Source organism: Caballeronia sp. KNU42, from assembly GCF_053760385.1.
This window is the reverse complement of record NZ_CM132388.1, coordinates 1,696,446-1,711,312: the sequence shown is the minus strand read 5'-3', so window position 1 is coordinate 1,711,312 and position 14,867 is coordinate 1,696,446. Positions and strand designations below refer to the sequence as shown.

Sequence of the window (14,867 nt, the reverse complement as noted above, 5' to 3'; positions counted from 1 at the left end):
GGGTCCGGTAATGAATTCAGGAGCCAGTCGAGTCGATCACGCGGCGCAAATCGTGTGTGATCGTATCGATGGAGTCGCTCTCAGTAGCGAGCAGGCGCGCGTGGCCGTGGCTATCGAAGATATACACGGCCGAACTATGCGTGACGTCATACGCGCCGGAAGGTTCGCGTTTTTCCATCTGGTAAGCCACGCGATACCGCTTCGCAATGCTTTCGATCGCCCCGTCCGTACCGGTCAGTCCAACCGCGTGCTGGGCATCGAACGCGCGCACGTAGTCATGCAACGCAGCTGCGGTATCGCGGGCGGGATCGACGGTGATAAACACAATGCGCGTGTTTTTTGCGTCAGGCCCAAGCTGCTGCATGACTTGCATCAGCCGCGCCATGGTCTCCGGGCACACGTCCGGGCAGTGGGTGTAGCCAAAGTACACCAGCGTTGTCTGGCCGGCGAACGACTGACCGGTGACGGGTTTGCCGGTATCGTCGGTGAGCTTGAAGTCCAGGTCGGGCAGGTGGCCGCTGACATCGGTCAGCTTCCAGGGTGTGGTATCAGGGCGGGAGCACGCGGCGAGACCGGCGCTCAGAATCAGGGTGGTGAGCAATGCGGCGAACCAGCCCTTGGATTGAATACTGAACCTGGAAGACATTTTGCAACTCGGACGAGGGTAGGGTGCATCAAGATGCCAACGCGGATGGATCATCAAGGAACTGTCCGTGGATCCATCCGGGTGCCGACTCTATCTCAGAATAGAAGCTTACGCCGGGTGTACAGCCGCGCCGGCGCGTGGCCGAGGCGTTATGCCGCAGAGTTGCCAGACAGGGCTGAAAGCGATTGAAGCAGGTTCGAAAGCTGCGTGGTACGTAACACTGATGTTGGTTTCCTGGACGAGCGCGCAAGGAAAGCTCCAACGCCGCTTTCCCAGACGGGGTTACAAAGCGCGGTAACATGCGCACACTTTTCCGGTCCTTCTCCGGCTGAAAGGCAGACATAGATGCAAAACCTCCCAGACAAATTTCCGCTCGCTACGACCGCTTTTTTCTTCGATTTCGACGGCACGCTCGTCGAACTTGCGCCCACGCCGGACGGCATCATCGTGCAGCCGATTGTGCCGGCTATCCTCAGCGCATTGCGCCGCGCGACCAATGGCGCGGTCGCGATCGTGTCGGGACGAGGGATTGACAGCATCGACTCGTTTCTTTCAATGCCCGACCTGCCGGTGGCAGGTTTGCACGGCGCCGAGCGGCGCGATTCGAACGCGGATGTCCATCGCGTCGGTTTCAACGACGAGCGGCTCCTGCGTATGGAGCACGTGCTCGAAGGCGTGGTGACGGCCAACCCTGGCATGCTGCTGGAGATCAAGGGTGCGGCGCTCGCGCTGCATTACCGCAATGCACCTGAGCGTGGCATGGCGGCGCGCGAGGCGACCGAGAAACTCGTCGCCCAATACGCCGATGCTTACGTGCTGCAGCCCGGCAAGATGGTCTATGAAATCAAGCCAAAAGACGTCGATAAAGGCCGCGCGGTGGTAGCTTTCCTGAATGAGCCGCCGTTTGCGGGCCGCCGGCCGGTGTTTATCGGCGATGACCTGACGGACGAGAAAGGCTTCGCGGTGGTGAACGAGCGCAATGGGGTGTCGATCAAGGTCGGTGCGGGCGACACGCTCGCGCATTCGCGCGTGGATTCGGTTGGCGCGCTGCTCGACTGGCTGCGGCGTATTGCAGGAATTGACGGCGCCGAAGGGTCTGAAGGTTCTAAAGGGACGCATTCGTGAGCAGGCTGATCATTGTTTCGAACCGGGTCGCGCCGATCTCCGAGGGCGGCCCGGCGGCGGGCGGTCTGGCGGTGGGTGTCTACGACGCGCTCAAGGAAACCGGCGGCATGTGGTTCGGCTGGAGCGGCGACGTGGTCGCGGAGCCGCCGGAAGCCATCACGCTGGAGGAGCGCGGCCGGGTGACGTTCGCGACCATCGGCCTCGCGCAACGCGACTATGACCAGTACTACCGCGGCTTTTCGAACGCCACGTTGTGGCCGGCGTTTCACTATCGGCCGGATCTGATCCAGTTCGACCGCGATGAATTCGATGGATATTGCCGCGTCAACCGCTGGCTCGCGAAGCAACTGGCGCCGCTGCTGAAAGCCGACGACGTCATCTGGGTCCACGACTATCACCTGATTCCGTTCGCCCAGGCGTTGCGCGATGAAGGCGTGACGAACCGCATCGGTTTTTTCCTGCACATTCCGTTTCCAGCGGCGCAGGTTCTGCTTAGCGTGCCGCGGCATCGCGTGCTGGTCGAGGCGCTGTGTTCCTTCGACCTGCTCGGTTTCCAGACAGCGCCCGATCTTCGCGCGTTCTGCGATTACATCGAGACTGAGGCGAATGGCTCGGTCATTCGCATTGCCGGCGAGCCGAATACCGTGAGCGCGTTTGGCAAGACTTTGCGGGCGGCGGCTTATCCGATCGGCGTTTATCCCGACGAGATCGCCTCGCTGGCCAAGGACGGCGAAAGCGGTCGCGAAGTGCAGACCGTCAAGACGACGCTGCACAATCGCAAGCTGATCATGAGCGTCGACCGGCTCGACTATTCGAAGGGTCTGGTCGAACGCTTTCGCGCGTTCGAAAAGCTGCTGGAACATCAGCCGGCGCAGCGCAACAACGTCTCGTTCATCCAGATCGCGCCGCCCACACGCGCCGATATGGACACGTATCGCGACATTCGCTTGGCATTGGAAGCGGAATCCGGGCGCATCAACGGGCGCTACGCGGAGCTTGACTGGACGCCGATCCGCTATATCCATCGGCAATATGAGCGTCCGGTGCTTGCCGCATTGTTCCGCGCATCGCATGTGGGGTTCGTCACGCCGTTGCGCGACGGCATGAACCTGGTCGCCAAGGAATACGTGGCGGCGCAGGATCCCGACGATCCCGGCGTGCTGGTCCTGTCGCAATTCGCGGGCGCGGCGCAGGAATTGAACGGAGCGCTGATCGTGAATCCGCTGGATATCGACGGTATGGCGGACGCACTCGCCACGGCCCTCGCGATGCCGCTGCAAGAGCGACAGGCTCGCTACACGGACATGTTCGCCCAGCTCCGAGAAAACAACGTCTCCGTCTGGCGTGACAACTTCATGCGCGATCTGCAGGCGTAAAAAAAGCCGCTTCGGTCTGATGAATCCGAAGCGGCGTTTATCGATGGTGACGCAAACTCAGGTCGATTCTGCCTTCGCCGCGAGTTGTTGCGAGGGCATGGTCGCCGGCGGCAATTTGCCATGCTGCTTGGACAGCAATTCCCGATACAACCCCGGCCGGTTGCGCAACTGTTCCGGCGAACCGTCGTCGATCACCTTGCCGGCGCTCATCACGATAATCCGGTCGAAGCCTTGCAGCGTCGACAACCTGTGCGCGATCGCAATCACCGTACGGCCGACCATCAGCCGGTCGAGCGCCTGCTGGATCGCTTCTTCCGACGCGCTATCGAGCGCCGACGTGGCTTCGTCCAGCAGCAGGATGGGCGCGTTTTTCAGGATCGCGCGCGCAATGGCGATGCGCTGACGCTGCCCGCCCGACAACTTCACGCCACGGTCGCCCACGATTGTGTCGAACCCTTCCGGCATGGCGTCGATGAAATCCGAGCAGCGCGCCTCGCGGGCGGCGGCGAGCACTTCTTCGCGCGACGCGTCCGGGCGACCATACGCAATGTTCTCGTACACGGTCCGGTGGAACAGCGAAATGTCCTGCGGCACAAGCGCAATTGACATCCGCAGGCTGTCCTGCGTGATCAGCGAGATATCCTGCCCGTCGACCTTGATGGCGCCGCCCTGCGGTTCGTAGAAGCGTTGTAACAGCGCGAGCACCGTGGATTTCCCGGCGCCCGACTTGCCGATCAGGCCAACCCGCTGACCCGGCTCGATGTGCAGGTTGAATTTATCCAGGATCGGGCGACGGCGCGGATACGCGAACGTGACCTCCTCAAAGTCCACCCGCCCGCCTTGCGGCACGAGTTCCGTTGCGTCGGACCGGTCGGGCATGCCATGCGGTTCCAGCAGCGTTTGCACGGCTTCCGCCAGACGCGCGACGTGCTGCGTCACATCCACGAGGGCAACCGCCAGATCGCGGGTGCCGTGGAGAATCGTGAAGCCGAGCGAGCTGACCAGCACGATATCGCCGGACGTGGCGCGCCCCTTCGACCACAGCCACAACGCCCAGCCGAGCAACCCGGCCGAAAGAATCGCGGTCACGACGGCGTGGAACAGCCGCAGCTTCTCGAGATACAGCAAGCTTTGCTGACGCGCGACCATTTCGGCCTTGACCGTCGAGCCGAAGCGCTTTTGCTCGCGAAACGTCATACCGAATGCACGCACGAGCGCCATGTTGCCGATCACATCGACCAGCTCGCCGTCAACAGACGCCGCTTTCGTGGCAAACGTGTGATGCCGTGCGGAGCCGCGTCCGGCGAGCCGGTACAGCACAAACGCGAGAATGGCTGAAGCCAGCATCAGGCAGCAGGCCATGATCGGATTCACGGCGACTATCATCACGATCGCACCGATCACCGCGATGCACGGCGGCAACACGTTCCACGCCATGGTGTTTTCGGCGGTATAGATTGCGTTCGACGTCGCCGTGATCCGGCTGGCGAGCATGCCGGGCTGCTTCTCGGAGAAGTAGGTGGGGGAATGGCCGCTGAGGTAGGAGAACAGGTCGCGCCGCAAGTCGCCCGTCACGACGACGAACGTATGCGCGCCGACCCAGCCGCCGACCCGCCACAGCATGTTGTCGGCGGCGATCAGGCCGACCAGGATCATGAAGGCGGACCAGAGCGGACCGGGATGGCCGCGGCCCTGGCCGAGTACGTCGATCAGATGCTTGATCGCGTATTGCGAGGCGAGCGCGCAGCCGACCGCAGCCAGCACGCTGGAAAGCACGGTAGCGTGCGCGACCGGATGCCGGCGGATGTAACGGAACAGGAAGGCCAGCGGGCGATTTGCATAGCTCGCTAGCTTGGCGTTGTGCACGTTACGCTGAGAGACGGTGAGTTGGTCCAATGGTTGTTTTCGGTCGAGTAGAGCGGTTGAGCGCGATGCTTCGACGTGGCCACATGTGCGGCGCGTCTGGCCACTCGTCTGGCCAGCGCGGCATAGCGTGCCAGTGGCGTGCAGCACCGATTGCTGAATTGTAGCGAGTGTAGCGAGCCAAATCGCCTCGCATAATGCTTTCCGTGGTGCGTATCCATCAGCCTAGGCTGATTTTCGGCAAAAGTGTGTTGTCTGAGCCAGGCAATCAATGCCCGCTGACGACGCGTCTTGCACCGTGCACGGTCAGCCCGGTGCTGCTCGCGGTACCCCGACATGCGCTGGCTTGAATTGCAAATGACGCAAATGACGCCCTTCGCAGGGTGAAAGCACGTCGCGGTCCCGCTACCTGATAGCGGCGCTAAATGGCAAATCCGGCACTTGGCTGGTGCGTCGTGGCGTGGCCGGGATTTGAAGGATGTCGCAGCGTCTTGCTCTCTGGCGCGTGGTTGCGATGGGTTTTGTTCATGTCGATCAGCGTAGAACAGCCTTGTTAAACAAGGGCTTGCAAAGTGTATCGACGATGTAACAACGTAAATAAGTTGAAATGTAAGATTGGAAACCTTGTAAAAACCGGGATACTTGGCTCCGGGTTTCCCCTTAGGCGTTTTGACAGGTTGTTGTAGGTTCCGGTCAACGGCTGCGCAGTTTGTGCGTTTATGGCTGGGTGCGTTGCTTTTACGAGATGGAATCGATCTTGCTCTGCCTGATCACGCTCTGAAACAGACGCCCGACACCCACAGCAGCAGCAAGACCCAAGCAAACAGCGAAGCATCGCGATTTTTTCTCGTGCTTTTGGCCATTCCGCTGGAAACACCAGCACCGTGCCAAGCCCGGGTAGGGCGATTCGCTTAATTTAATGACCGATGCCAAGCGCATCAATTTTGCCTGACATTATTAGGAGTTTCCGAACATGCGAATCGCTCAAATCGCGCCTCTTCACGAAGCCGTTCCCCCGAAGTTCTACGGCGGCACGGAGCGCGTGGTGTCCTATCTGACCGAAGCCCTGGTTGAAGCCGGTCATGACGTCACGTTGTTCGCGAGCGGTGATTCGCAAACGTCGGCGAAGCTCGAAGCTTTCTGGCCGCAGGCGCTGCGCCTCGACCCGACCATCCGCGACACGATGGCGCCCCACATGCTGCTGCTCGAAGAAGTCCGCCGCCGCGCTGACGAATTCGATGTTCTGCATTTTCACATCGACTACTATCCGTTCTCGCTGTTCTCGCGCCAGCCGGTGCCGTTCCTGACGACCATGCACGGCCGTCTCGACCTGCCGGAACTGCAGCCCATTTTCAGCACGTTCAACGACGCGCCGGTCGTGTCGATCTCCGACAACCAGCGTCAGCCGTTGCCGCAAGCCAACTGGCTTTCGACCGTGTATCACGGCCTGCCGGAAAACCTGCTCAAGCCGATTCCCAACGTGGAACCGGGCTACCTCGCGTTCCTCGGCCGTATTTCGCCGGAGAAGCGCGTCGACCGGGCAATCCGTATTGCCGGCGCAGCGGGCATGAAGATCAAGATCGCGGCGAAAATCGATAACGCCGACCGCGCGTATTACGAAGAGCAGATCAAGCCGTTGTTCGCGCTGCCGCATGTTGAGTACATCGGCGAGATCAACGAGCAGCAGAAGACTGAATTCCTCGGCAACGCGCACGCGCTGCTGTTCCCGATCGACTGGCCGGAGCCGTTTGGCCTGGTGATGATCGAAGCCATGGCTTGCGGTACGCCTGTCATCGCGTTCAATCGTGGATCGGTGCCGGAAGTGATCGAAAACGGCGTGTCGGGTTTTGTCGTGGAAGACGAACTGAGCGCGATTGCCGCCGTGAAGCGCCTCGACACGCTGCCGCGCGCCAAGGTGCGTCAAGCATTCGAAACGCGTTTCTCGTCGAAGGTCATGGCCGCGCGTTATGTTCACACATACGAAGAACTGCTGCGCGCCAAGCGCCGCACCGTTCTGCGCGAAGTTAATGCCGGCTGATTAAGGCCGGCTGATTTTTACGGTCGATAGCGATCCTGGCCGACGCCGCCTGATCGCTGATTTGCCGCCCGCTTGCTGATTGAGCGAAAACAACGCCCCGTGCGCCGTCAGGCGCGCGGGGCGTTGTTGTTTTGACACACTGCAGGGGCAAGCTTCACGCGTTATCGTCGGGTTGAGCATGCCGGGCCGCTGCCGTTTTGGACATTCTCCCTATAATATGCGGGCCTCGCGAATTGCAGCGCAACATTGAATCGAACGTGTAATAGGTGTGGAAGTCTCTTGAAAATCGCATCGCGCGACGGGAGGAACTTACCGCGCGAACAAGGACAGTCGTGAACAGGAGCGAAGTTTTGGCGAGAACGAAGCAGAGTAGCGCGAGCCCCGCACCCGGGGCTGGCACTGTGTTCGCGCTGCGGGCGATCGGACTCGTGCTGGCCGCGCGCTGGTTGTTCTCGATGTCGCAAATGGGCTACCTCTCTTCAATGCGTGCGATGACTTCGTCGCCTTGGGCTTGCGTCACGCTCGTGCTTTTGTTCTTGCTGCTGTTTCTTCCTGGGGCCCGGGCGCGCGCCGATCGCCCGCTGCATCCGTTGCCGCAGTGGCTGCGGCAAGCGTTGCGGCTGCTCGCGCTGCTGAGTTTTCTATTCGCGCTATGGTCGGTTGGGTTCTTTACTTGGACGGCCGGATGGAAAAACGCCGCGCATGCGCTGGCTGAAACCAATGGCTGGCTGCTCGTCGCGCCTGCGCTTTATGGTGTGGTGCTGTGGATTTGCCGGCCGCGCGCGCTGTGGCGCACGAATATCGCGGCGCGCCGGTTTGCTATCGGCCGTTATGCCATTTCCATCGATACCACTACGCGCACTGCCGTCGTCTGGGCCGAAAGCCGCAAACTCGGTCAGTACGATGCGCGGGAGTTATCGGTGAAATGGCCTGAGGGGATCGGTGAAGCCGTCGGCTCTGATGGCTCTTTCTCTGCCGTGGAAAGCGGCGTCGCTGTTGCCGCTGTCGGGCCGAAGAAGCGCGCTTTGTTCGGCCGGGATGCGCGCCCCAAGATGGAACTGCTGTGGGATTCGCCCGCTGCCGCCGGACACAATCGCAAAACCGTCTTCCGCGCGGCGCTGGCGAGCGAGGGCGACCGCAAGACGGCGCGAGCGCTCGACATGTCGTTGCGTCAGAGCGTAAGCATCGTGACTTGAAACTGGGCGGACGGTGACGCGGCCGAGGTCTGGGTCAGTCAGCGTCGCGCGGTCATTACGAGGTGTATGGCATGGCACAGCGCATTCTTTTGATGAGCAGTTCGCGCAAGGACCAACTCGGTTATCTGGAACATGCCGGCGAGCAGATTCACGTTCTGTTGAAGCATGAGCCTCGCAAGGTGTTGTTCGTGCCGTTCGCGGCCGTCACGTTCGGATTCGATGGCTACGAAGATCTGGTCAAGCCGGCGTTCGACCGACTTGGCTATGCACTGCAGTCGATTCATCGCTTCGACAACCCGCTTGCAGCGATAGAAGAGGCGGAGGCCATAGCGATCGGAGGCGGCAACACTTTCGCGCTACTTAAGCGGCTCTACGATGCTGGCATTGTTGACGCGATCCGCGCGAAGGTGATGGCCGGTACTCCCTACATGGGATGGAGTGCGGGAAGTAATGTAGCGTGCCCCACGATCCGTACCACTAATGACATGCCCGTCGTCCAGCCACCCACGCTTCGTGCGCTGGGGCTTGTCCCGTTCCAGGTCAATCCACATTTCATTAGCGGCAAGCCTGTCGGGCATAACGGCGAAAGCCGTGAAGAGCGCTTGGCTGAGTTCCTTGCGATCAATGCACCGGAACAGGTGCTTGCTTTGCCTGAAGGGTCCGCTTTGTATTCTAATGGTTCGCATGGCACGGTGCTCGGCGAGCGCCATGGGGTGCACTTTCTCGGCGATGGGCGAGTGGAGACCTTGCGCGAGAACGAGACGTTTCCGCTTGCGCGCATCAAGGGTCCTGCTGATATGAGTGGGTGGGCTAGGTTTGGAGGTTGATCGTCCGGACTCCCTCCGGACGGCTTCTGCCGCTTTACGGAAAGAGGATTGCGCCGAGGTTGCGCGCGCCGTGCAGAACGTGAATCACGTCGATTCGCTCGGCGGGCTGGCCGACGACACGATAGAAAATCTGGTAGCTGCCATGAACGCGGTGCCGCACGCCGCGATCCTCGTATCGCGGCACGAGTGGGAAGGCGAGCGGCATGTCACCAAGGCCCAGGCACTTGTCTCGCAGTTCCCGCACGAAGCTCATGGCGCGGCGCGGATTGTCTCTGGCAATGTAATCGCCGATGGCCTCAAGCTCGGCCTCCGCTGCGGGCAAAATCCGAATCTTCACGGCTTGTCTTTCACCATCGCCCGATACTTTGCTTCGAGCCGATCGAACACTTCCTCAGCGGGCTTGCCCCGGTCCGCATCGGAATCGGCGATGCCGCGCCCGATCACGGCATCCAGCGCGACAAGCTGCGTCTCGCGGTCCTGAATGAGCCTCACACCTTCGCGTAAGACTTCGCTTTTCGAGCCGTATCGGCCTGTCTCGACCAACTTGGCGATGTACCCTTCGAGTTGCTGCCCAAGGTCTGCACTAATCATGGCTGTGTCCTTAAAATGTGCACTCCATGCTATTCCACTTATCAACTATTATCAAATGCAAGCCGCGACCTTGCAGGTAACGCGCGGGGTCATCTGGTCGCAATTAAAATCGTGTTAACTTGGCGGGTCCTATCGCTTCCCTGGCACCGTGATGACGGATTTTTCCGCTCGGCCGCTGCTCCAGCCCTGAGCCGAAATACACTTTTTCAACGCAAAGAAAAAGGCCCTGAGACTTTCGTCAGAGGGCCTTTTAATCTTGCGGGTCACGCGAATCTGGTGGGTGGTACAGGGATTGAACCTGTGACCCCTGCCGTGTGAAGGCAGTGCTCTACCGCTGAGCTAACCACCCGAAGAGCTTTGGATTATGTCAGAGCTTGGCCGTTTCGTAAAGCGAATCTTTGAGTGCTTCACTAATTGCGATGCCAGGATCAGGAAGCTGCCGTAGCTTCCACGGCAATCACCGTCTCGATCCGCCACACGCTCGTCCCCTTGACTGCTTTGTCGAGATCATCAAGCACGGCGACATGCGCGCTCAATTCTTCCTCCGATGCCACCAGCACCGGCAACTGCAAATCATCGAGCGCAATACGTGGTGCGTGACCTTCGCCAGTCGCAGGCATTTCGCCGAGCATGTCGATCACCAGGCTTTCCTGGCCTCGCGTCATCGCCAGATAGACTTCTGCCAGCAATTCCGAGTCGAGCAGGGCGCCATGCAACGTCCGATGCGCGTTGCTGATGCCAAACCGGTCGCACAACGCATCGAGTGAATTGCGCTTGCCGGGGAACATCTGCTTCGCCTGCACGAGCGTGTCGATCACCCCGCCGCACACTTCCTTCACGCCAGGCATGCCAACCAGACCGAACTCCACGTCCATGAAACCGACGTCGAACGGCGCGTTGTGGATGATCAGCTCCGCGCCCGCGACGAAGTCGCGCAACTCGGCGGCGATGTCGGCGAACTTGGGTTTATCGCTGAGAAATTCGGTGGTCAGGCCGTGCACCGCGAGCGCGCCCGGATCGCTGTCGCGTCCCGGATTCACGTAGAAGTGCAGGTTGTTGCCGGTGAGCCGTCGATTCACAAGCTCGACGCAGCCAATTTCAATAATCCGGTCGCCCGTGCGGGCATTGAGGCCGGTGGTTTCGGTATCGAGTACGAGTTGGCGCATAGAGATGAGAATTAACCTTCGGCGAGTGAAGTGACGCCGCGATTCGCGAGCGCGTCGGCGCGTTCATTTTCCGGGTGGCCCGAATGGCCCTTTACCCAGCGCCATTCAATCTGATGCTGAACCACAAGCGCATCGAGCCGCTTCCAGAGATCCGCGTTCTTGACGGGCGTTTTCGCCGCCGTCATCCAGTTCTTCTTTTTCCAGCCGTGAATCCACTCGCTGATGCCTTTCTGCACATATTGCGAGTCTGTGTGAATGACCACGCGACACGGCCGCTTGAGCGCCTCGAGCGCCGAAATCACGCCCATGAGTTCCATGCGGTTGTTGGTCGTCGGCGTTTCGCCGCCGAACAATTCCTTTTCCTGATCGCCGAAACGCAGGAGTGCGCCCCAGCCGCCGGGGCCGGGATTGCCTTTGCAGGCGCCGTCGGTATAAATGTCGATTACTTTGTCTGTGGTATCTAAGGTCATCAATGCTCGTTGCGTGTATGCGGCGTGGCGACCGGGGCGAGGCCCGGTGCGAGGGCAGGTTTTTTAAGCTTGCGCGGTCCGATCAAACGCATGCCGCGCACGCGTTTGATGGCCGTGATCATGTAGGCGGCGCCGAAAATGGGCCACCAGCGGTCGCCGGCAGCTTCCATGAACTGATATCGAGCCAGCCATTGTTCGGTCAGGAGAGGCGGACGATAGCAGCCGAAGCGCCCGCGTTCAAGGTCGAATCCGAGCAGCTTGATCCAGTCCTTGATCCGCGTGAACGCGATCATTTCGTGTGCGGACGGGACAAACGGCTTGCCCGCGACCTTGCCAAGCGATTGCCGCGCGCCCCACAGGCTGAGGGAATTGAAGCCCAGGATGATCAGTTGCCCTTCGGGCATCAACACGCGCTCGGCCTCTCTGAGCAAACGATGCGGGTCGCTGGTGAATTCCAGCGTATGCGGCATGACCAGCAGGTCGACGCTTTGCGCCTCGAACGGCAAATCGAGCAAGTCGCACCACACGGCACTGCGTCCTTCAGGCGCGTACAGGCCGCGGCTGGCTGAAGGCAGCGACGTCACGCCCGGCCGTGCGTCGGCCGAAACGGGCGGGGGCAGGGTGAAAGGCGCACTGGCGGCGCTGGCGGTGTCGAGCACGAGTCCGCGATACGGCATGCGGTTCTCGCGCAGCGCGTCGAGACCGGGCAGGCCGAGTTGCAGCGCGTGATAGCCGAAAATATCCGACACCACGCGGTCGAGCTGCGCCTGTTCCCAGTCGAGCACGTAGCGGCCGGGCGCAGAAAGTGTCCAGGCGGGCCAGTCTATAATTGTTCGCTCTGACATGTTCGGGTGAGTCGCCTTATGAAAACGCTTGAGTACGTGCCGGTTCCGGCGTTCGAAGACAACTACATCTGGCTGGTGTCGGACGGTCACAATGCCGTCGTGGTCGATCCTGGCGACGCCGCGCCCGTCGAAGCCTATTTGACGAAACGTGGTTGGCGGCTAACCGCTATTTTACTCACGCACCACCATCACGACCACGTCGGCGGCGTCGCAAAACTGCTCGTTAGCCAATCGGCCGATGGAGCAATCCCGGTGATCGGCCCGGCGGGCGAGGCTATCGACCATCTGACGCGGCGCGTGAAACAGGGCGATCACGTCAGTATCGCGAGTCCCGCAATGGAATGCTCGGTTATCGACGTACCCGGACATACCGCCGGACACATAGCCTACTTCCAGCCGGGCGACCCGCAAGGGACACCGCATCTCTTCTGCGGCGACACCTTGTTTGCAAGCGGCTGCGGCCGTCTGTTCGAAGGTACGCCGCAACAAATGCTGAACTCACTTGACACGCTCGCCGCACTCCCCGACGCCACGCTGGTTCACTGCGCCCACGAATATACGCTGTCAAATATCCGTTTTGCCCGCACGGCTGAGCCGGACAACGCGGCGTTGGCCGACTGGCAGAGGGAAGCGGAGAGCCTGCGCGCGCGTAACCAGCCGACCATTCCGACCACGCTCCTGCACGAACGCAGCGCAAACCCGTTCCTGCGCGTAGGTGAAAAAAGCGTACAGGCGACGCTCGCCGCGCAGTTCGAACGCCCGGTGCGCGACCGGCTTGACGCGTTCACATTGATGCGCGGCTGGAAGGACAAATTTCGCTAACCCATCGCCGTCTGCGGTTATCTTCATCTGAAACGTGGAAAACCATTGCAGGCCTCGGATTTTGCTGTGTTTTTTGCATTTATATTGACGTGGTGAGTGCGCTTCCGTACTATCGGGCCAAATTTCCAAGCACATTTTTTTTGGAATCCGAGACGTTCATGCGATTGATTTTAAGCGCGCTCCTCGTCCTGACATTGGCTGCTTGTGCCAGCCAGGGACCGACAGCGACCAACTCCCTTTCTTCACTACCTTCCGCTCAGAATCAGCAAGCCGTAGCAGACGCCATCCGCAAGACCGCCGCCGCCAAGGAAACGATCAACGTCGACAAGACGTCCCTCGATTCACTTAGCGGACCTGACGGTGATTTGTGGGGCCGTATCCGCCGAGGTTTCCAGATTCCCGATTTGCAAAGCGACCTCGTCGACATGCAGGTGAACTGGTACGCGCAGCGCCCGGATTACGTCGAGCGCATGACGGGCCGCTCGCAAAAATACCTGTATCACATCGTCGAGGAACTCGAGCAGCGGCACATGCCGACCGAACTCGCGTTGCTGCCGTTTATCGAGTCGGCCTATAACCCGCAGGCGCTATCGGTCGCGAAGGCCGCGGGCATGTGGCAGTTCGTGCCGGGCACGGGCCGCGACTACAACCTGAAGCAGAACATGTTTCAGGATGAGCGGCGCGACGTGCTAGCCTCGACCAGCGCGGCGCTCGACTATCTTTCGCGTCTCCACGATATGTTCGGCGACTGGGACCTGGCGCTCGCCGCGTACAACTGGGGCGAGGGCAACGTCCAGAAGGCTATCGCGAAAAACGAGTCGATGGGCCTGCCAACGGACTATCAAAGCCTGCGGATGCCGAACGAGACCCGCAACTACGTGCCGAAGTTGCAGGCGGTGAAGAACATCGTCGCCAATCCGCAAACGTATGGGCTCACGCTTCCGGACATTCCAAATCACCCGTATTTCGTGACGGTGACCACCGCGCGCGACATGGACGTGACGATGGCGGCCAAGCTTGCAGGCATGACGGTGGAGGAGTTCCGCTCGCTCAATCCGTCGTTTGCGAAGCCGGTGATTCTCGGTGCAACAAGTCCCCAGATTCTGCTTCCCTTCGATAACGCCAGCGCCTTCCAGAAGAATCTGAAGTCGTATTCGGGGCAGTTATCGTCGTGGACGACTTACACGGTGAGCGAACGGGCAACACCGGCGGTCATCGCGCAGAAGATTGGCGTGGACGCGGATACGCTGATGTCGGTAAACCGCATTCCCGCCGGCATGCGCTTGAAAGCAGGTTCGACCATCGTGGTGCCGCGTAACGATGACGACGACGAAGACATCAGCGCCGATGTCGCCGAAAGCGCCATGCTGGCCGTTGAACCGGACGTTCCCGATACGCGCAAGATGCTGATCCGGGTTCGCCGTGCACAATCCATGTCGACTTTCGCCGATCGCTACAACGTGTCGATCTCGCAGGTCAAAAGCTGGAATCGTACTCACCGCGATTCCGTCATGCCCGGTCAGTTGATCGTGTTGCACGTGCCGGTCGGGCGTGCTGTTCCGGCCGAACCGGGTCCGGTGCGCGTGGAAACGGTGGCCGTGTCGAGCCGGAACAAGGGCGGCGTGACGAAGATCGGCACGCACGTGCCGGAATCGAAGAGCACTGCACGTGGCGGCAAAGCGGGCGCCCCGGCCAAGGTGACGCGCGTATCTGAAAAATTCAGCGCGCCGGCCAAGGCGGTCAAATTGGAGCCGGTTTCCAAAACGACGAAATCAACCAAGCCGACAGAAAAAAAGAAGAAGCAATAACCTGTCTGCGCGGTCAAGAATCCACGCCGTCACCAAGGTGACGGCGTTTTCAATTGCATGTGCGCGTTAAACTGCCGCTTCATATCAAACCCTG

Annotated in this window: 14 protein-coding genes and 1 tRNA gene; 7 read left to right on the top strand and 8 right to left on the bottom strand. The window is 60.5% G+C overall.

What is annotated here, in order from left to right; genetic code table 11:
* Window positions 1-16: 16 nt before the first annotated feature.
* Entirely contained in the window at window positions 17-646 is a 630-nt protein-coding gene (locus ACSOSP_RS07630; RefSeq protein WP_455310401.1) for an SCO family protein, read from the bottom strand.
* A gap of 345 nt (window positions 647-991) precedes the next feature.
* On the opposite strand from ACSOSP_RS07630, the gene otsB reads away from it, so the two are divergent.
* Together otsB and otsA are read left to right on the top strand one after the other, a co-directional pair.
* Window positions 992-1,771, top strand: a complete 780-nt coding sequence (gene otsB / locus ACSOSP_RS07625; protein WP_455310400.1) for a trehalose-phosphatase — start codon at window positions 992-994, stop codon at window positions 1,769-1,771.
* The gene (gene otsA, locus ACSOSP_RS07620; RefSeq protein WP_455310399.1) at window positions 1,768-3,147 is read left to right on the top strand and encodes an alpha,alpha-trehalose-phosphate synthase (UDP-forming); all 1,380 of its coding nucleotides are present in this window, start codon (window positions 1,768-1,770) and stop codon (window positions 3,145-3,147) included. The genes otsB and otsA overlap by 4 nt, the downstream gene beginning before the upstream one ends.
* A 57-nt stretch (window positions 3,148-3,204) precedes the next feature.
* Here otsA and ACSOSP_RS07615 read toward each other — a convergent pair whose 3' ends face one another.
* The gene (locus ACSOSP_RS07615) at window positions 3,205-5,043 is read right to left on the bottom strand and encodes an ABC transporter ATP-binding protein (RefSeq protein ID WP_455310398.1); all 1,839 of its coding nucleotides are present in this window, start codon (window positions 5,041-5,043) and stop codon (window positions 3,205-3,207) included.
* A gap of 940 nt (window positions 5,044-5,983) precedes the next feature.
* Here ACSOSP_RS07615 and ACSOSP_RS07610 point away from each other — a divergent pair.
* The 3 genes from ACSOSP_RS07610 (at window position 5,984) to pepE (ending at window position 9,071) form a co-directional block, all read left to right on the top strand.
* The gene (locus tag ACSOSP_RS07610; protein WP_031363417.1) at window positions 5,984-7,048 is read left to right on the top strand and encodes a glycosyltransferase family 4 protein; all 1,065 of its coding nucleotides are present in this window, start codon (window positions 5,984-5,986) and stop codon (window positions 7,046-7,048) included.
* 350 nt (window positions 7,049-7,398) lie between these two features.
* On the top strand, window positions 7,399-8,244 hold the full coding sequence (locus ACSOSP_RS07605) for a hypothetical protein (protein ID WP_455310396.1): 846 nt from the start codon (window positions 7,399-7,401) through the stop codon (window positions 8,242-8,244).
* A gap of 71 nt (window positions 8,245-8,315) precedes the next feature.
* The gene (pepE, locus tag ACSOSP_RS07600) at window positions 8,316-9,071 is read left to right on the top strand and encodes a dipeptidase PepE (RefSeq protein ID WP_455310395.1); all 756 of its coding nucleotides are present in this window, start codon (window positions 8,316-8,318) and stop codon (window positions 9,069-9,071) included.
* Window positions 9,072-9,105: 34 nt separating this feature from the next.
* On the opposite strand, the gene ACSOSP_RS07595 is transcribed toward pepE, so the two are convergent.
* From ACSOSP_RS07595 to ACSOSP_RS07570, 6 genes are all read right to left on the bottom strand, one after another.
* Complete coding sequence (locus tag ACSOSP_RS07595) at window positions 9,106-9,408, bottom strand: type II toxin-antitoxin system RelE/ParE family toxin (protein WP_455310394.1); 303 nt, start codon at window positions 9,406-9,408, stop codon at window positions 9,106-9,108.
* On the bottom strand, window positions 9,405-9,662 hold the full coding sequence (locus tag ACSOSP_RS07590) for a type II toxin-antitoxin system ParD family antitoxin (protein WP_455310393.1): 258 nt from the start codon (window positions 9,660-9,662) through the stop codon (window positions 9,405-9,407). The genes ACSOSP_RS07595 and ACSOSP_RS07590 overlap by 4 nt, the downstream gene beginning before the upstream one ends.
* A gap of 274 nt (window positions 9,663-9,936) precedes the next feature.
* Window positions 9,937-10,011 (bottom strand) — tRNA-Val (locus tag ACSOSP_RS07585).
* Between the two features lie 79 nt (window positions 10,012-10,090).
* Window positions 10,091-10,828, bottom strand: a complete 738-nt coding sequence (gene dnaQ, locus ACSOSP_RS07580) for a DNA polymerase III subunit epsilon (RefSeq protein WP_455310392.1) — start codon at window positions 10,826-10,828, stop codon at window positions 10,091-10,093.
* An 11-nt stretch (window positions 10,829-10,839) separates the two neighbouring features.
* Window positions 10,840-11,298: a ribonuclease HI gene (gene rnhA / locus ACSOSP_RS07575; protein ID WP_089159174.1), complete on the bottom strand. Its 459-nt coding sequence runs from the start codon at window positions 11,296-11,298 to the stop codon at window positions 10,840-10,842.
* Entirely contained in the window at window positions 11,298-12,143 is an 846-nt protein-coding gene (locus ACSOSP_RS07570) for a class I SAM-dependent methyltransferase (RefSeq protein WP_455310391.1), read from the bottom strand. Before ACSOSP_RS07570 ends, rnhA begins: the two co-directional genes overlap by 1 nt.
* A gap of 18 nt (window positions 12,144-12,161) precedes the next feature.
* Here ACSOSP_RS07570 and gloB point away from each other — a divergent pair, with 18 nt between their 5' ends.
* Both gloB and ACSOSP_RS07560 read left to right on the top strand, forming a co-directional pair.
* Complete coding sequence (gene gloB / locus ACSOSP_RS07565; RefSeq protein ID WP_455310390.1) at window positions 12,162-12,965, top strand: hydroxyacylglutathione hydrolase; 804 nt, start codon at window positions 12,162-12,164, stop codon at window positions 12,963-12,965.
* A 158-nt stretch (window positions 12,966-13,123) separates the two neighbouring features.
* Window positions 13,124-14,773, top strand: coding sequence for a transglycosylase SLT domain-containing protein (locus ACSOSP_RS07560; protein ID WP_455310389.1), 1,650 nt, complete (start codon window positions 13,124-13,126; stop codon window positions 14,771-14,773).
* Window positions 14,774-14,867: the final 94 nt, after the last annotated feature.